Below are 17,119 nucleotides of genomic sequence, written 5' to 3'. Positions count from 1 at the left end.
CCTACTACAGAAATGTAGAAAGGCGTTGGATGCTTACTCTACAAGTATGTGGATGCGGTCTTAAAATATTATACGGGAACGATCACAGCTGACGGAAAGCCAGCTGCTCCTGTGAGTGGAGGAAGTGGTGGGAAATCGGGAGTGAAAGTGATTGACGCAGGCAAAACGTTGATTGGTAAAACACGCTATGTATTTGGTGGTGGACGCTCTCAATCTGATATTAACGCAGGACGTTTTGATTGTTCAAGTTTCGTCAGATGGGCATTCGAACAGGTAGGAATGAATGTTGGTCCAATGTCAGGCGTAACAACCGATACACTCAAAACACAGGGGCAAGCAATCAATCCAAAAGACATGAAGCCTGGAGATGTAGTGTTTTTTGATACCTATAAAATAGACGGCCATGTCGGAATATATGTTGGAAATAATCAGTTTTTAGGCTGCCAAGGAAAAACAGGTGTAGCCATCGCAAGTATGGCAAAAGGAACGTATTTTGGTGAACGATTCAATGGAAGAGTAAAACGATTTTAAAAGGAGAAAAGGCGATGAAAAATAAAGCAGCACTACTATTTGGAGCGCTTGCCGTTGTGGTGGCAGGCGTGACCATTTTCAATATCTACCTTAACCATAATATCTCCAACACAACAGCTTCGAAACAAATTCAAGTCACGAATGAGAGCTTACAAGAAGAAAATAAAGAGTTAAAAAAACAACTAAGTGAAGTTCGCCCTTCTGCCCAAGAACAACAAAAACGAGATTACTTGAATACGGTTAATCAATTCATCGATGTGTCTTATCATCGTGAAAAAGAAGGATTTGAGGAACGAAAGAAGGTTGCAAAATCCATCATGGACAAAGAGCTTTATGAGCAATTTTATCCTTCTGAAAAGTTCGTATATGGAGATAGTTACACTTCGATTCCAAACGATGTACAGCTTTATGTACAACAATATGATGGAGGGCAAGAAGAGGTTGAAGTCATTGCAGAATTTACAAATCATCTTGTCATAAAAGATGAAAACGTCGACGATCAGACGCATGACATTATTAAAGTTTCTCTACGAAAAGAAGAGAATAAATGGATGGTTTATAGTATCGAAGAATTGAAAACAGAAATCATGAAATGAGGTGGTAGAAGTGGCACTTAAAAAGCAATTGGAAGATTATCGATTTAATTTAAATCGTAATCGGTCATGGAAGTATACAGCGATGTTGATCTTTTTCTTTATCGGTTTTTTATCCTTACTGACATCGAAATTTTATTTAAAAACAGAAGATCCTTTGTATCATACGAATACCTATGAGGCGGTTTCTTCTAACATAACAGGAACCGTCACGATTGAAAATCGTGTGTATCATCCGGCTAATGCCTCACTGGATATGGTCATCAAAATGGATCAAACAGATGAAGAAGAAGTAAGTTTTGTTGCACAAGAAAAAGCGAACCCAAACATCAAATTACCTGTTCATTTATTGTATGAAGATGATGGCTATTACGTCGTAAGAATCAGCGATTTGTCTCCAAATTGGGAAGCACTTGCCTTTGATCTTTATCAAGAAAATGAAGAGAAAGAAACGGTAAACGTGGATGATGTAACGAATGATTCAGAAACAGATTCAACAGAGGAAATAGACGCTCATGCGTTAATTACAACGCTCTATTCTGACCAACGAAAAACGAAAAGTGAAGAAGGAAAAGGAACAAAAACCAAACAAGATTATGCACTTTTAGTCAATGAGTTAGAAAAAGATTTTGTCAAAAAGAAAATGAAAAACTATGAAAAAGCCATCACGGTAGAAGCCAAACATAAGCGTCAAACTCAACAAGAAATGAACGAATTACAACGTGATATGAAGTACCAAGTACAGGAGGAAAAAGCCGATACTGAATCAAAAATTGGGATGAAAAAGGATGCCATTCAATCGAGTGATGCAAGCATTCAGCTCTATAAAGATGAACAAAAAAGTTTACAAGAAAAGCTTCAAAAATTGAATGAAAAGCAACAAGATTTAGCCATGAAGTGAAAAACACAGGGGGACGCAAAGGGGACATGGCTCCAAAATAGGGGGACATAAAGGGGACATCGGGATTTTAAAAGGGGACGTAAAAGGGACGTACACCAAAAAAAGGGGACGTAAAGGGGACATTTAGCGATTTTCTTTGTACCCACGGTTTTGCTAGGCTCTGCCTAGCCCCACACCTATGGTGGGGGCAAAAACCCCTTATGCTCTTCTCTCTTTTTAGGGGGGAGAGCACTACTACAAAAGAGAGGTCGGATAAAATGGAAATTAAAATTCGATATATTGATCCAGTTGCACTAAAAAAAATTGATAAAATCGCAAAAGAAAAAAAGATTTCTCGACAGGAATTCTTAAAAGGTCAGATTGAAACACTCGCTGTTTTTCAAGAACAAAAAGATCGTGAAGCAGAGCTAGAACTTCTCATTGATCGAAATATAAAGATGATGGAAAGGTGTGCAGTCGCAATTGAAACAATCAATGGATTTATTAGAGATATGACAGGAGAAGATGAGGAATGAGTACGCCTCCTGTTATTCCAGGGGTGGTGTTGAAAACAAAATTTGTTACATCTGATAAAAAGGCTTTTCAAGATTATGTTGATTATGTAGATCGTGATGATGCGAAAAAAGAACAGGAAGCCCACGAGAAACTATTTACTCTTTATCAAGATTATATGGATAACCCTGATAAGACATCTTCTTTGTTTACCCAACAGTCGAATCAATTGAATAACGAGGAGAAAAAGAAATTAAAAAAGTTGTTTGAAAAAGCACAGAAAAATAACAGTATTATGTGGCAAGATGTCATTACATTTCATAATCCTTGGCTCCAAGAAAATGGTTTATATGATGCTGATACTCATACAGTGGATGAGAAAAAAATAATGGAGATTACCCGTCAGTCTATGAAGGAAATGCTTAAAAGGGAAAGGCTAAATGAGTCGGCTGTTTGGTCAGCTGCCATTCACTACAATACGGGAAACATTCATATTCATATTGCGACAGTAGAACCACAACCTACTCGTGAACGAGGCAAAAGAAAGCCTAAAACATTGGATGCGATGAAGTCAACAGTCGTGAATCAAATTTTAAATCGAGGTGAGCAGCACCAGAAAATAAATGAGCTAATTCGAAAGGATATGGTCGGGAAAAAGAAGCAGGATTCTTCATTAAGGTGGAAGAATCGTGACATTCAACCATTGTTTCTACAAATCTATAATCATCTTCCAGAAGATAAAAGGCAGTGGCAATATAGTTACCGAACATTAAAGCCAATGAAGCCATTTATTGATGTGTTGAGTCAAAAATATATTGAAAAGTATCATCGTAATGAGTACCAACAATTACTTGGAAAATTAGATAAGGAAGTAGAGGAATTAAAGAAAGCATATGGAGAAGGAAAGGTTGATGAGAAACGATATAAGGACTATAAGCAAACGAAAATTGATGATCTTTATAAGCGAATGGGCAATGCTTTCTTAAAAGAAATGAAAGATTATGATAAGCAGCAGCAACAGATTAAAAGAATGGTAGAGAGCAGGAAACAATCAAAGCGTCCTGAAAGTTTTAATCAACATGTCTCCATGCATTTTGCATTAAAAAAGATGGAGCGAGCGTTTAAATCAGAATATGAAAGTTGGAAAAACCAAAAACATTATGAGCAATTGCAAAAAGATATTGAACATCGTCATGAGGAAGAGAGGAGTTATTAAATGAATAAACAACGCATGAAATTATCGTTAAATGAAGAAACAAAAAAATACATCCAAACATATATGGAAGAAAAGAATATTGGGTTTACGGGTGAGGCTATTGCTCAAATTTGCAAAGAACATAAAGAAGCAAGAAGTAATGAATGGTCATTGAAATACATTTCTGAAGTGGTGAGTAACAACTTACATCAGGTTTTAAAAGAGGAGTTAACAAAGATTCGTCTTGGAGCAAACAGTGCTGATAAAAACACACAAATTTTAATTGAATATATGAACGGTCTTTTCTTCCATCATGGTTTTGATGGATTAATGACCACCGATTTACAAGAGTTAGATAGCACAAAGGTTGCGAAGGAAGCTGTTGAGAAGCGTATTGCAAATCAACGTCAAAAACGGATTGATTGGGAAGAGTCCAAAGGGAAACAACCATCTTAATGATGGATTTATATAAAGGTAGTTTTAAACATGTAGAGGAGGAATCAGATATGTTTTTTAACAAGGATTTAGTGTTAGCTTCGATTAAAGCTGTAGGAGAGGATCATGCCATTGTACAGTATCAAGACAAAGAAGTAGAGGTGAATTTAAGTCCAGAAGAAGCGAAAGAGTTTCATCAATATGTGGTGCATCAAGAAAATATGTTGGTGCCCATGAATATTAAAACACAGAAGCTTTTTGTGGATTTAGAGGAGCCTTGGTATGAACAAGAATTAGAAGAGCTCAAGGGGATCTCCTATGAAGAAGAGGAGGGAGAAAATGAGTAAAACCTATGCGAAAAAATCCATCGAAGATAAGCGTAAAGAGGTGGAAGAGTTAACGAATGGGATGGAGAAAAAGGTGGAGCAGCATTTTCATTCTGCCGAAGAATTAAAAGACTACTTATCTTTTATGGGTAAGTTTTATCAGTACTCCATGTTGAATTCGGCTCTCATCCAAAAACAGTTTAGAGGTGCGCAAGCTGTTGGGTCATTTAAGTTTTGGAAAGATAAAGGGTTCTCTGTCAATAAAGGAGAGAATGGTATTAAAATTCTTGTACCAAACAAAACCGTTCCCAAATTTAAGGATGAAAAAGGAAAATGGAAGTCGGTTAATAAAGCCACTCCTCAAGAAAAAAAACTCATTCAAGAGGGGAAAAATGAAGTCACTCAAGGTCAACTATATTTTTCAGTCGGCAATACGTTTGATATTAGTCAAACGAATGCGAAAGCAAGTGATTTACCTAAGATATTTCCCAATCGTTGGTTAGAAGGAAACGTGGAGGACTACACGGTGCTTTATAAAGGGATGGAAGCCATTGCGAAAAAAAACGGTATTTCCATCATTGCACCTAAAGAAGAACTGGGCAGCGCAAAAGGCGCGTGTTATCCACTAACGAAGGAGGTTGCGTTAAATCCTCGTAACTCTGAACGTCAAAATGTAAAGACGCTTCTTCACGAAATGACGCATGCTAAGCTGCATACGGCTGAATCAAGAGCAAACTATACGGATGCGGAAAGAGAATTTCAAGCAGAAATGACAGCTTATACGGTTTCTTCTTATTTTGGGATTGATACGAGTGAGTATTCGCTTAATTACCTGTCACACTGGACAAAAGGAAAGAGCTTTGAAGATAAAACTAAGCTTTTAAAAGAAGTACATGAAACGTCCTTTGGCTTTATTGAAACAATAGAAGAAACGTTGGTAAAAGAACGAGAAAAAAATCATTCTTCAGAAAAAAAGGATGAAAAACAGCAGCAGACAGATCCTCTTTCTTCTGAAAATGAGAAGGGGATCATCAATGGTCAAGTTCAAGAACCACCTCTTACTTTTCAAGAACGTGTTGAATTGGATAATCAAATGCAATTCCAAACACCTACAGATGCCATCCAAGAGAAAAAAGAAGAACAGGAAATCAAAAGGAAAGGGAGCTTAAAAAGCTCTCTTTTTTATCGTCCAAATACTACTTTAACGGAGGAATATATGATGAAAAGAATTACGTCTCTTTCAAATGACCAATTTAAAGCGCTTATTTCCAATAAACGAGAATTAAAAAAGTTTATGAAGCACCCACAAAATGAAAAAATCCAGGCAGATTGGGCCAACATCAGTGAGAAACAGCTGCAAGACATTCCTTCTGATGCTGTTTACTTAACACAATCAGCTCTAGGAGAGGAAAAACCGAAGGTTTTACTTGTTTCTACGGATGAAAAAGGGCAAAAACAAGCCTATAAAAGTGAAGCAACAGTGGATTTTTTGAGAAGTCATGATGTGAATCCTGTTTTAGAGAAAGATCGAGAAACGCAGCTTAAAACAAGCTATCTTACATTTTTACAAGCCCGTGAAAAAGAAAAGCCTCAAGATATTGATAGCATGTTAGCCCGTGTAAATGCAGAAAACGATTATGTGATGTTGAAATCAAGTGCTTTAAAGGAAAAACAGTTCTCCCCTGACCAATTGAAAGGAATGGAAAATGAACTTTCTCATCAGTTTCAAGCACGAAAACAGGCACAGGAAAAGGATCAATATCAAGAAGATTACAAACAAGAAGTACTAGAAGTTATGCAGCAGCCTAGTGAAGAAACACAGTATAAGCAGCTATTTAAACAAAGCTTGTTGGCCCAATTAGGCATATCAGATGAAAAAGATTCTTCTAAAGAAGTGAAAAAGGAAGCTGAATCAGAAAAGGCTCCTGTCGAAAAGCAGCTCAAGCAAGAAACATCTCAAGAGAAAGAACAGCGTTTGGCCAAAATGAAGGAATTTGAACAAAAGCATTCCTTTGACAAGGTGTACAAATTGAAAAAAGAAGTGCTGCAGGAATTAAAAGAGCTGGATTTGACTGATTCTCAACGTGAGAAATTAACGAAGCTCGAAAAGGCTTTGGACACAGAGAAAAAGGATCACGACAAGCAGAAAAAAGAAGAGAAATCACAAAATGGATTCACAAAGTTTTTTGCACGGAATAATGGAGCATTTTCTTCAAAAAAACGGGACCAGACACAAGAAACGGAACGATAAAATAAGCAAAAGGTGAAAAGAGATGGGATGAGGGCTGAAAAGCCCTCTTTTTTCATAGATTGAAAGAGAAGGAGGGATTAGGTGGGAGAACGAAAACACGTCAATGAGGGGGAAATCATGAAAGCACGAGATGTTGATTTGTTGTCGTATCTGGAAGCCAAAGGCGAAACCTTTGTAAAAGAAGGAAAGTACTATCGTCATACGGAACATGATAGCTTACTCATTAAAGGAAATATGTATGCTTGGAACAGCCGGAATGAAACAGGGTATGGAGCGATCAGTTTCGCTCGCATGTATTATGGGATGTCGTTTCCACAAGCTGTATTAGATATCAACAAAGGCAATTATAAAGAGCTTTCTCAGTCGCAAGAGCAACCGTCGGTTTCACCATCAAAAGAGCCTTTTCGCTATCCAGTAGAGTTAGAAGTAAAGGATCAAAGCAAAATAAAGGATTATCTCATAAAAGAACGTAAAATAGATTCTCGGTTAGTTGACTGGCTTCTTCAAAAAGATTTAATCGCCCAGGACAAACGGAACAATGTCGTGTTTAAATGGCGTGAACATGGAGGTAAAGGAAAAGTAATTGGGGCGGATCGGCAAGGAACAGCTTCTATAAGTAATAAGCGTGGTTCCTTTAAACAAGTCTTACCGAACGATAACCCACATACAGGCTTTTCAGTTGACGTTGGTCGCCCAAATAAAATTCATTTTTTTGAAAGTCCAATTGATTTGCTTTCTTATTGGAGTATACAAGAAAACCAATTGCAGAATACACGCCTTATTAGTATGAATGGCTTAAAGCCTAAAACTGTTGCACAGTCTTATATCGAAGCTCGAAAAGAAGGCTTAGGCATCAAAGAAATGGTGTTAGCTGTCGACAATGACCAAGGTGGAAAAGAATTTATTGACAAAATGAACCAAATCGTTAATGCTGATTTAATAAGAGCAGATATTCCAAAAGGAGCGAAAGATTGGAACGAAGAATTAAAGAAGAATGGAAAAAGCATTCAACCTGTAGCATCACGTCTCCGGAATAAACAAACTGAACAGGAGCTTTCAATGAATGGATAAAGTGTTTCAAGGTGTATTTTACCTCTTTCTTATCATGATTTTAGTGAAACTTTCTCAATTTGCTTACCGTGTCCTTCGTGAACGGAGGTATATGAAAGAGTTAGCCCAGTCGGGTATGCCCTATATTGATAAAATGGATGGTTATCAGTTTGAAATTTATTTGCAGGCCCTTTTCCAACAGTTAGGATATAAACCTCAAGTAACTAAAAAGTCTGGTGACTTTGGGGCTGATTTAGTGATGAAAGGCAAAGAAAAAATTGTCATTCAAGCTAAACGATATGGAATTAAAAATCGGGTCAGTATTTCAGCTATACAAGAAGTATATGGGGCAAAAGCGTATTATAAAGCGAATCAGGCGTGGGTTGTGACCAATAGCTATTTTACGAAACAAGCAAAAGAGCTGGCAGCTGCATGTGATGTGACCTTATTGGATCGGGCGGATCTTCAAAAGTTTATTAATGAAGTAAATCCTGTTTTTAAGGCACGGGAAATCTTTGAAAATATCACACCAGAACCTCGTAAATGTCCAAAGTGTGGGCAAGATCTAGTCGTACGAGATGGGAATGGCACTCGCTTTTTTGGCTGTTCATCTTTCCCTTCTTGTCGTCATACAGAGAAAATTAATAAGGAAGTAAGTAAGAGCAGACCTTCAGGATAGCAAGGTCTGTTTTTTCTTGCTCTAAATTGGTACTGAAATTTGCATCGAATGAGCAGTTATACGCAAAACAAAAGTTAACTTCGTCAGAGAGCGTTTCTCTGCATGTCAAAATCGTCAATTAACTAGGTTTTTTATTTATAAATAATTGTGACGAAACAGCACTTTCTAATTAGAAGGTGCTGTTTACGTTTTCTATAAAAATATAAAAAAGAGGAGAGTTTTTATGAAGAACATTTTCATGAAATCAATGACCGTTCTTACATTATTAATGGTCGCATTATGTGGAGTAAATCAAGGGAAAACAGAAGCAGCAAGTAAACCAGCGAATAAAGATTTAATCATTATTAGCAAATACTACAATAAGCTTGCTTATTTCCATGATGGAAAATTAGAAATGGTAGAACCAGTTGCGACAGGTAAGACATGGGAGAAAACGCCGGTTGGTTTCTTTAAAATCGTCAATAAAATTAAAGATCGTCCTTATTATACGGGTCATATTCCTGGAGGAGATCCTCGAAATCCATTAGGAAAACGTTGGTTAGGATTGAATGCAAACGGTACGTATGGTGATACATACGGCATTCACGGCAATAACAATGAAAGTAGCATTGGAAAATATGTGAGTCAAGGTTGCGTGAGAATGCATAATACAGACATCGAAAAGCTTTATGATAAAGTTCAAGTAGGCACACCGGTTGCGATTACGTATTCTTATAAAAGCTTCGTTGATCTTACGAGCGTATATGGATATAAATTCAAAGGCTACAAGATGAAAAATAATTAATATCTGAGCAGCATTCCATGGTTTTTTTATCATGGAATGCTGCTTTTTAGCTTAAAGTTCTATTTAAGACCAATTAAAATACTTAAAAAAAGACATATCAATAATGGTTACATAGATGTGATGAACAACAATAGAAGCATAAAAATTGCTAATAAAAGACTGATGAAAATATTTAGCATAGATAGAATTACATTATTTTTAAATTTTCGTATTCCGACGATAAGACCGGATACAACTATGGTCCACCAAAGGATATCAAAGAATAATTCATTAAATTTTGCTGTAATTTCAGTGAAAAATAATACGATGAGTAGCAATTGTAGTAAAAGTACTCCAATTCCCAATAACGATGGTGTATTTTGAGTATTTCTACGATAAAAAAGTACCCCAACTACTACAAAAACCAACATAAGAAATAAAACAAAGAGCATAACTAGACCGATAAAACTCATTAAATTTCTCCTCTGTTTGATATTTGTCTTTGACTAACTAACCTCCTTAAGCAAACCCGTTAAATTTCGTTCTAATGCTTTATTTGTGACTATTTTAAGCATCTTCTTCATCTTTGTATTCTAAAATATCGCCAGGCTGACATTCTAAGGCTTTGCAAATAGCCTCTAAAGTTGAAAATCTAACTGCTTTTGCCTTGCCATTTTTTAAGATAGAAAGATTGGCCATCGTTATTCCTACCTTCTCTGAAAGTTCCGTCACACTCATTTTTCTTTTAGCCAACATGACATCAATATTAATTATAATTGCCACTTTATCCACCTCAAACTGTGTAATCGTTCTCCGATTTTATATCAATCGCTTGCTGTAAAAGTCTTTTAAGGACCGCAGCAAAGACTGCAATTACCAACGAAGCAAAGATAGGTACCATTCCAACTATTATAAGGCCTGGCGCATCGTCTTTATCTGCTATTAAAAAAACGAATGGCATCATTATCACATACAGGCCACTAATTACAATTGCATAATATTTTATTTTCTTTAATGCTATTACAGAAATGCTAGAAAACGCTTTGTTCTTGTCAATATAGATAAGAAGTCGAAAAGCCTGATACAACGTAAGGAAATAAGGGATAACTGAAAGATACATAATGCTTACAGCAGGATATAGTATGTAGGAGTAGTCTGAATTTGCTGTATTGTTAGCTAAATAAAATAAACCAAATATGCCTAAAGCAAGAACCGGAGCTCCCATGAGAAAAAGAGCTATTTTTAAAAATATTGTTGAACTTTGTTTCATAATAAACACCTCATTTATTAAATTTCAAATACGAATTTAACATATAATTTATCGTTTTACAATAAAAATATATCATTTTACATTTTATTCTTATTGTTTCTATAAAATGACTCTAACTTTAAAGTGGCAGAAATATTCTTTTATACAAAGGAAGGATTTAATAAACTAGAAAATGTATAGACGGAAATTCCATAAAATAAACAGGAGACTCTTAGACTTTTACAGCTATACATACTAAATTGTTTAGATTTAAATGAAAATGGTACATACGGCGTTTATGAAAACAACAATAAAAGCAGTATCTCGTGTCAAAACACAAGGTGCTGCTTATTTTTTGTATTATTACCGTATAGACCTTATTATAGAATTATATGAAATATATGGGTAAGGAGGAATAGGATTGAGAGCCAAAACCGAAAAAGCCAATCATGTAGTGATGTTTACAGCAACTGGTGAGTTTTATGCACATGAGGTGCCCGGTGAGCTAACAATTGGCTTCTTTGCTTGTCCATCTTGTGGAGTAAAAGTGTACCATAAAAAGGATCACTTCTTTTCCCGTGATCATGAGCGTACGTGTACGTATGTGAAAGAACAATTTAAAAGAAACAGCGAAAGAAATGTAAGGGGACAGTATTAAATGATTTGTACAACTCTTTATTCTCGTGCTAAATTACTTTCTTAAAAAAGAAGAATTAACAAAACACCTTTGCTTTACTATAAGAATGAACAATTGATGCAGCAAAAAATTTAATTCTATAAAAGTAATATCTAGAGTTCATGTCCTTTATTTTATCTTTGGAGGTTAGGAAAAGTATGAAAACAACGGGTATTGTGCGAAAGGTAGACGAGTTGGGCCGTGTTGTAATTCCTGTGGAGTTACGGAAGGTTCTTACTATCAAAGAAAAAAATCCTGTAGAAATATTTGTTGATGGCAATCACATTATTCTTCAGAAATACAAAGCCCAAAATGAATGTATGATTACCGGTGAAGTGACCTCACAAAACAGGGAATATGCAAAAGGAATTGTGTTAAGCCCGCGAGGTGCGGAAATTCTAAAGCATGAGATTGAATTTAAATTTGGTATTAAAGCGTAATATAGACGTGTATTCCATAGGAAGTCTATGTTTCACCCTTTGCATTTGGATTTATGTAAACTCTCCAGAATCTTGTTCTGGAGAGTTTATATAAATCCTCTTTACTTTATTTTACAGCTTCTTTAAATTCTTTACCTGGCTTGAAGGCTGGAGCCTTTGTAGCTGGAATAACAATTTGTTCACCTGTTTGTGGATTACGTCCTGTACGCTCTCCACGTTCACGTACTTCAAATGTACCAAATCCAGCAATTTGAATTTTCTCTTCGTTTGCCAGTGTGGAAGAAATCGTTGCAAATAGTCCATCAATGGCTTTCTTTGTGTCTTGTTTTGTTAATTCTGATTTCGACGCGACAGCATCAATTAATTCAGCTTTTTTCATATCTACTTACCTCATTCTCTACTATGTATAGTGGTGTATAGACAAGAAATATATCACAGCCTAATCAAAAAAGTCAAACGTATGTTCTTGTATGTCTCCTATATTCTAAAAAATAGTATATTTTAATGTAAAATAACTAAAATTCATAGTTCGTAAAGTTATACCTTTACGGACTGCATCTTTAAATGTATGTTAAGACGCTGAATCAGTTGTTTAGCATCGTATCATATCTGAATCCAAAATCATTTCCTAAACTGTGATATGTATAAAAGGTTTACTTTTGATGCACTAAGCTATAATAAGAAGGCTTTTTAAACTCCTGATGGTAAAAGGAGTTTTTTTCGCTTGCTTTGATATACGAGTATGTTGACTGCTAACGAACAACCTATATACAAAATGACTATTATATGTTTGGCTAACATACTTTGCTTATTTAAGGAATTATTATGGTATAATTATAACTTCGTTTACATTTATGGTTAATACATGGTAATTAACCATATGATAGGAATTTTATTTGGCGGTAGGAGTGTTATATGAAGTACGTAGAAGTTGTCACGGAAAGTAGAATAAGAACAATATCTTTAGTACTACTACTTATTTTTATGAGTTTAGGGTGGTATTTAGATAGTTCTTTTTGGTACAAGGCAGTCATCATGGTTGTCTCAGTTGCATTTATCTTACATAGTTTACATTATTATTTAGCAGGAAGGAACAAAACAGTAGGTACTATGGCTATAGTAGCAAGTTCAACCTTTGGGTTGTTTAATTTATTGAGAGTTTTTCTCTAAAAACATATTTTTTATATTGCAAGGAATGAGGATCTTTCTATGTTTAAAAAGGTTTTAAAGTGTTATGACTACAAGTTTATCATAGCCTTAGTTGTTTTAAGTATTATTGGTTTAATTATGGTTTACAGTGCTAGTATGGTAACAGCTATCGCTCGATATGGATTCACGGGTGATTACTTTTATCAAAAACAAAAGTTTGCACTTTTAGCAGGGCTTTTCTTTTTCTGCGTCACAGCCGTTATTCCTTATAAGATGTACCAAGAAAAAAGGTTCTTGATGCTTGCATTAGGAGGAATCACTACCCTTTTAGTTCTGGTACTTGTATTCGGACATACGGCAGGAAACGCAACAAGTTGGCTTGTACTTGGTCCAGTTAGGATACAGCCATTAGAATTAACAAAACTCGTCATTATTGTCTATTTAGCAGCTGTTTTTACAAATAAACAGGAATATATAAATGACTTAAAGCGTGCAATTATTCCACCTATTATTATCGTCTTTTTCCTTTGCATTTTAATTGCCATGCAACCTGATTATGGTGGAATTCTGCTTATTTTAGGCATCGTTGCAGCGATTGTCTTATGTTCTGGTATTTCTAGAAAATCAATGCTGAAAATTGCGATGCTAGGGGTAGTAGGCATAGGGATTATGCTTGTCGTTTTATTAGTAACTGGCCATATTGATACAGTCTTCTCTCCTGTACGTATCTCTCGTTTTACAGGATACCTACATCCATTTGAAAATCAGCAAGGCGATGGATATCAGCTTGTTAATTCTTATTTGGCTATAGGAACCGGGGGGTTACAAGGTTTAGGTCTAGGACAGGGTGTACAAAAAGCTGGTTATCTACCTGAATCTCATACAGATTTTATTATGGCTGTTATTGCAGAGGAATTAGGTTTTTGGGGTGTACTTATCGTTCTGGGTTTATTATTTTTTATTGTTATTAAAGGTCTAAGAATTGCACAGAAGTGCAAAGAACCTTTTGGAGCATTAATGGCTATAGGTATTTCAGTTATGATTGGTATTCAAGTATTTGTGAATCTTGGCGCAGTAACGGGTATTTTACCTATTACAGGTGTAACTTTACCGTTTGTGAGTTATGGTGGATCTTCACTCACATTACTGATGTTATCTATGGGCGTATTAACAAATATCTCTATGTTTAATAAGTTCGAAGAAAAGTATAAGGTTGAATTAGTTAAACAACGTAAGCTAAAGAGTGTTTAAATCGAGTAGAAAGGCGTCTTATTTTATAAGACGTCTTTTTCTAATTTGAGATAGTATGTTTTAAAAATGTATACTACAGCGTAAAAAACAGAAAACCACCTTCTCTCTAAGACGGTTTTCTGTTTATGAGACTTTATCCTATGATGCCTTTTGGCATCTTACTTAGTATGCTCCCTATTATAAATGTTATTCAATGTGGGCAAATAAAATATAAAAACTAGACATTATCTCTCAACTCATTGATTTGTATATGTTCCGACTAAATTAAATTGAAACTTTTAACGATTTGAGCAACTACAAAAGTAACTCCAGTGGCTATAACTGTGGGTATTGCAAAGGCAAGAAACGTCCACTTTATGTTCTTTGTTTCTTTATAAATATTCACAAGGGTTGTTCCGCATGGATAATGTAGAAGCGAAAACAGCATCATGTTAAGAGCCGTTAGCCACGTCCAGTGGTGATCCAGAAAAATTTGCTTGAGTCTTGTTGCATCTTCAATTTCAATTAATGATCCTGTTGATAAATACGCCATTAGTAAAACTGGTACAACAATTTCATTAGCCGGCAAGCCAATAATAAAAGCAGCTAGTATGTACCCGTCTAGTCCCAGCATCTTGGCGAATGGATCAAGAAACTGAACGAAGTGCATTAAAATACTTGTGTCATTGACATAGATGTTGGCCAGTATCCATGTTAGAACTGCTGCAGGTGCTGCAACAATAATCGCGCGTTTTAACACAAACAGCGATTTATCCAGCGTCGCACGCACAATTGTATCTACAAATTTTGGCTTACGGTAAGGCGGGAGCTCGAGCGTATAGTGGGTTGGTACTCCGCGCAGCGCTGTTTTAGACAGTGTCCACGATACGAACAACGTCACCACAATTCCAAATAACACGGTTCCCACTACAACAAGCGCCGTTACGAATGTTTTAGCACTCCCTGTAAAGCCTGTTGCCATAAATAAAGAAGCTAACAAAATCAGCGTAGGCCATCTGCCGTTACACGGAACAAAGTTATTTGTTAAAATCGCCATCATACGTTCACGCGGCGATTCAATAATACGTGTTGACATAATCGCTGCGGCGTTACATCCAAACCCCATCGCCATCGTCAGGGACTGCTTGCCGTGTGCGCCTGCTCGCTTGAACAAACGATCCATATTAAACGCGACGCGAGGCAAGTAGCCGTAGTTTTCTAAAAGGGCAAACACCGGGAAAAAGATGGCCATTGGAGGCAGCATGACGCTAATAACCCATCCCGTACCGCGAAACAGTCCTAGTACAAGAATTCCGTGCAGCCATTCTGGCGTGTGCATCGCTTGAAAGAAAGCTGTTAAATATCCTTCCGCCCAGCCAAAACCTTGTGCGATTAATCCAGAAGGAACGTTTGCTCCGGCTATGGTGATATAAAAGATCACCGATAAAATACCAAGCATAATCGGAAAGCCCCAAATTGGCGAAGTGAAGACTTTATCTAGCTTTTCCGTACGCTGAAGCTTTGAACGGTCTTCGTACACAACGGCTTTTTTACATATTTGCTGTGAAGACTGATAAATACTTGCGACCATATTTGAACGATGATCTTTTTCTTTTGCCTGCTGCGCATAGCGCGTTAGCTGTTCCATCGCTAATGAGTTTTCAGGAGTTAACGGATTTCCCATATGCGCTGTTCCTCCTTTCTGTGTGACTGATATCTTGCTTCTGGCGCTGCTGAATGGTTTCTAAAAATGACGTGTCTCCATCAAGAACTCGTAAAGCAATCCAGCGGAGAGGAAACTGGTTTCCAACAATAGAAGCAACTTGAGGCTCTAGCTCCTTTAGTGACGCTTCAATTTCTTTTGTATACTGCACCTGGTAAGGAGTAAGCTTTACTTCCCCGCGCACGACTCCTTCAATCGCATCCAGCAAATTCGTAATTCCTTTTTTATTGCGAGCTGATATAGGCACAACCGGTACCCCTAACGATTCAGCCAGCTTTTTTTCGTTAATCACAATTCCTTTTTTCTTTGCTTCATCCATTAAGTTCACACAAATTACGACGTTTTCCGTCATTTCCATTACCTGCAGAGCTAGATTAAGATTTCGTTCCATCGCCGTTGCATCGACCACAACAACCGTCACGTCAGGTCTTTCAAATAAAATATAATCGCGCGCTACTTCTTCGTCCGCCGAGTTTGAATAAAGTGAATACGTTCCAGGCAGATCGACGATTGTGTAGAGCTGCTCGTGATGTTCAAACGTCCCTTCTGCCTTGGCCACGGTTTTTCCTGTCCAGTTTCCCGTGTGCTGCTTGAGACCGGTTAACCCGTTAAATAACGTACTTTTTCCTGTATTCGGATTTCCTGCTAGTGCAATGCGATACTTACTCATCGTCGTCACCTACTTTTTTTACGTACATTTTTGAGCTTTCTTCTTTTCTGAGACCAATCGTTGTATGACTGACTTGATAAGCAACAGGATCTCCTAACGGACTTTTCTGAAGTACCCTAATTATGGCTCCTGGAATAAAGCCTAAATCTAACAAGCGTCGCTTTAAGGAACCTTCAACTTCAATTCGCTCTAGCTGCACCGTTTCACCTGTTGTAAATGTAGACAACGGACCAGTTTTTACATCAACCATCTAATTTTCTTCCTTTCTTATTTTTTTATCTTAGGTTATTTTGTTTCGCAAAGGAAACTTTATGAACAAAAAGTGGTTTATATTTAGAATTTTCAGAAATAAAAATTTATAAATCCTTAATTTTATTGATAATCCTTTGCTTGTGGAATATAATGTATATAAATAGTTTACCTAAGGAAACTTTTTAACCTAAGGTAAATATTTATTATTTAAACTAGCCCCCATTAGAAGATAAAAAGAATGAGAGGTAGCCTGGAACTATCTCTCACTCTTTTTATCATTATTTTACTTGTAATTCAGCAATCATGTCCTCTAAACGTTCTTTCTGCGCTTGAAGCTCTTCCATAGAAGGTTGATAAGATGTAATTGCTTGTTGTTGGCTACCAAAACTTTGTTTAGGTTGGACAAGGCGTTGTAATTGTCCCCCATTTTGTTCATATAGACGATAACCTACTGCACCTACCACTGTTCCTGATACAAATCCCATTAGAAAATCGCGATTAATCATTATAAAAC

Annotated in this window: 23 protein-coding genes; 15 read left to right on the top strand and 8 right to left on the bottom strand. The window is 36.5% G+C overall.

Annotated features, from left to right (window positions below; translation table 11 throughout):
- The first annotated feature begins 48 nt into the window (after window positions 1-48).
- The 11 genes from ACNHOZ_RS25780 to ACNHOZ_RS25730 all read left to right on the top strand — a co-directional run bounded on the left by ACNHOZ_RS25780 (window position 49) and on the right by ACNHOZ_RS25730 (window position 9,237).
- Window positions 49-531 (top strand): C40 family peptidase, encoded by a 483-nt coding sequence (locus ACNHOZ_RS25780; protein ID WP_447697354.1) that lies wholly within the window; start codon window positions 49-51, stop codon window positions 529-531.
- Between the two features lie 14 nt (window positions 532-545).
- Window positions 546-1,127: a MerR family transcriptional regulator gene (locus ACNHOZ_RS25775; protein ID WP_154974466.1), complete on the top strand. Its 582-nt coding sequence runs from the start codon at window positions 546-548 to the stop codon at window positions 1,125-1,127.
- A gap of 10 nt (window positions 1,128-1,137) precedes the next feature.
- The gene (locus ACNHOZ_RS25770; RefSeq protein ID WP_394530858.1) at window positions 1,138-2,025 is read left to right on the top strand and encodes a hypothetical protein; all 888 of its coding nucleotides are present in this window, start codon (window positions 1,138-1,140) and stop codon (window positions 2,023-2,025) included.
- Window positions 2,026-2,282: 257 nt separating this feature from the next.
- Window positions 2,283-2,540: a hypothetical protein gene (locus tag ACNHOZ_RS25765; RefSeq protein ID WP_154992482.1), complete on the top strand. Its 258-nt coding sequence runs from the start codon at window positions 2,283-2,285 to the stop codon at window positions 2,538-2,540.
- The gene (mobP2, locus tag ACNHOZ_RS25760; RefSeq protein ID WP_394530857.1) at window positions 2,537-3,733 is read left to right on the top strand and encodes a MobP2 family relaxase; all 1,197 of its coding nucleotides are present in this window, start codon (window positions 2,537-2,539) and stop codon (window positions 3,731-3,733) included. The genes ACNHOZ_RS25765 and mobP2 overlap by 4 nt, the downstream gene beginning before the upstream one ends.
- Complete coding sequence (locus tag ACNHOZ_RS25755) at window positions 3,734-4,168, top strand: hypothetical protein (protein ID WP_116516758.1); 435 nt, start codon at window positions 3,734-3,736, stop codon at window positions 4,166-4,168.
- A gap of 50 nt (window positions 4,169-4,218) precedes the next feature.
- Window positions 4,219-4,494 carry a hypothetical protein gene (locus tag ACNHOZ_RS25750; protein WP_047751926.1) on the top strand — a complete coding sequence of 92 codons (276 nt, stop codon included), beginning with the start codon at window positions 4,219-4,221 and terminating at the stop codon, window positions 4,492-4,494.
- Window positions 4,487-6,724, top strand: coding sequence for an ArdC-like ssDNA-binding domain-containing protein (locus ACNHOZ_RS25745; protein WP_394530856.1), 2,238 nt, complete (start codon window positions 4,487-4,489; stop codon window positions 6,722-6,724). Before ACNHOZ_RS25750 ends, ACNHOZ_RS25745 begins: the two co-directional genes overlap by 8 nt.
- 117 nt (window positions 6,725-6,841) lie before the next feature.
- Entirely contained in the window at window positions 6,842-7,795 is a 954-nt protein-coding gene (locus ACNHOZ_RS25740; RefSeq protein WP_447697353.1) for a toprim domain-containing protein, read from the top strand.
- Window positions 7,788-8,453 (top strand): restriction endonuclease, encoded by a 666-nt coding sequence (locus tag ACNHOZ_RS25735; protein ID WP_447697352.1) that lies wholly within the window; start codon window positions 7,788-7,790, stop codon window positions 8,451-8,453. Before ACNHOZ_RS25740 ends, ACNHOZ_RS25735 begins: the two co-directional genes overlap by 8 nt.
- A gap of 223 nt (window positions 8,454-8,676) precedes the next feature.
- Window positions 8,677-9,237, top strand: a complete 561-nt coding sequence (locus ACNHOZ_RS25730) for a L,D-transpeptidase (RefSeq protein WP_447697351.1) — start codon at window positions 8,677-8,679, stop codon at window positions 9,235-9,237.
- 107 nt (window positions 9,238-9,344) lie between these two features.
- Here ACNHOZ_RS25730 and ACNHOZ_RS25725 read toward each other — a convergent pair whose 3' ends face one another.
- From ACNHOZ_RS25725 to ACNHOZ_RS25715, 3 genes are all read right to left on the bottom strand, one after another.
- The gene (locus tag ACNHOZ_RS25725; RefSeq protein ID WP_217599637.1) at window positions 9,345-9,689 is read right to left on the bottom strand and encodes a hypothetical protein; all 345 of its coding nucleotides are present in this window, start codon (window positions 9,687-9,689) and stop codon (window positions 9,345-9,347) included.
- A gap of 94 nt (window positions 9,690-9,783) precedes the next feature.
- Complete coding sequence (locus tag ACNHOZ_RS25720; RefSeq protein WP_098315267.1) at window positions 9,784-9,999, bottom strand: helix-turn-helix domain-containing protein; 216 nt, start codon at window positions 9,997-9,999, stop codon at window positions 9,784-9,786.
- 10 nt (window positions 10,000-10,009) lie between these two features.
- On the bottom strand, window positions 10,010-10,486 hold the full coding sequence (locus tag ACNHOZ_RS25715) for a DUF2975 domain-containing protein (protein ID WP_217599638.1): 477 nt from the start codon (window positions 10,484-10,486) through the stop codon (window positions 10,010-10,012).
- A gap of 400 nt (window positions 10,487-10,886) precedes the next feature.
- On the opposite strand from ACNHOZ_RS25715, the gene ACNHOZ_RS25710 reads away from it, so the two are divergent.
- On the top strand, window positions 10,887-11,123 hold the full coding sequence (locus tag ACNHOZ_RS25710; RefSeq protein WP_217599639.1) for a hypothetical protein: 237 nt from the start codon (window positions 10,887-10,889) through the stop codon (window positions 11,121-11,123).
- A 176-nt stretch (window positions 11,124-11,299) separates the two neighbouring features.
- Window positions 11,300-11,581, top strand: coding sequence for an AbrB/MazE/SpoVT family DNA-binding domain-containing protein (locus tag ACNHOZ_RS25705; RefSeq protein WP_447697350.1), 282 nt, complete (start codon window positions 11,300-11,302; stop codon window positions 11,579-11,581).
- Window positions 11,582-11,687: 106 nt separating this feature from the next.
- Here the strand turns inward: ACNHOZ_RS25705 and ACNHOZ_RS25700 are convergent, their stop codons facing one another.
- Window positions 11,688-11,960 (bottom strand): HU family DNA-binding protein, encoded by a 273-nt coding sequence (locus ACNHOZ_RS25700; protein ID WP_447697349.1) that lies wholly within the window; start codon window positions 11,958-11,960, stop codon window positions 11,688-11,690.
- A gap of 536 nt (window positions 11,961-12,496) precedes the next feature.
- Between ACNHOZ_RS25700 and ACNHOZ_RS25695 the strand changes: the two genes are divergently transcribed.
- Complete coding sequence (locus ACNHOZ_RS25695; RefSeq protein WP_049164752.1) at window positions 12,497-12,751, top strand: hypothetical protein; 255 nt, start codon at window positions 12,497-12,499, stop codon at window positions 12,749-12,751.
- Window positions 12,752-12,790: 39 nt separating this feature from the next.
- Window positions 12,791-13,981, top strand: a complete 1,191-nt coding sequence (locus tag ACNHOZ_RS25690; RefSeq protein WP_155008796.1) for an FtsW/RodA/SpoVE family cell cycle protein — start codon at window positions 12,791-12,793, stop codon at window positions 13,979-13,981.
- A gap of 259 nt (window positions 13,982-14,240) precedes the next feature.
- On the opposite strand, the gene ACNHOZ_RS25685 is transcribed toward ACNHOZ_RS25690, so the two are convergent.
- The 4 genes from ACNHOZ_RS25685 to ACNHOZ_RS25670 all read right to left on the bottom strand — a co-directional run bounded on the left by ACNHOZ_RS25685 (window position 14,241) and on the right by ACNHOZ_RS25670 (window position 17,111).
- The gene (locus ACNHOZ_RS25685; RefSeq protein ID WP_372454552.1) at window positions 14,241-15,608 is read right to left on the bottom strand and encodes a nucleoside recognition domain-containing protein; all 1,368 of its coding nucleotides are present in this window, start codon (window positions 15,606-15,608) and stop codon (window positions 14,241-14,243) included.
- A gap of 13 nt (window positions 15,609-15,621) precedes the next feature.
- On the bottom strand, window positions 15,622-16,353 hold the full coding sequence (locus ACNHOZ_RS25680) for a FeoB small GTPase domain-containing protein (RefSeq protein WP_154974487.1): 732 nt from the start codon (window positions 16,351-16,353) through the stop codon (window positions 15,622-15,624).
- The gene (locus ACNHOZ_RS25675; RefSeq protein ID WP_155008795.1) at window positions 16,346-16,603 is read right to left on the bottom strand and encodes a FeoA family protein; all 258 of its coding nucleotides are present in this window, start codon (window positions 16,601-16,603) and stop codon (window positions 16,346-16,348) included. Before ACNHOZ_RS25675 ends, ACNHOZ_RS25680 begins: the two co-directional genes overlap by 8 nt.
- A gap of 280 nt (window positions 16,604-16,883) precedes the next feature.
- Window positions 16,884-17,111 (bottom strand): hypothetical protein, encoded by a 228-nt coding sequence (locus tag ACNHOZ_RS25670; protein ID WP_098113975.1) that lies wholly within the window; start codon window positions 17,109-17,111, stop codon window positions 16,884-16,886.
- Between the last annotated feature and the right edge of the window lie 8 nt (window positions 17,112-17,119).

Source organism: Priestia sp. D51 (assembly GCF_053345675.1).
The sequence above is the reverse complement of the archived record's forward strand: the minus strand, read 5'-3'. Positions and strand labels throughout refer to the sequence as shown.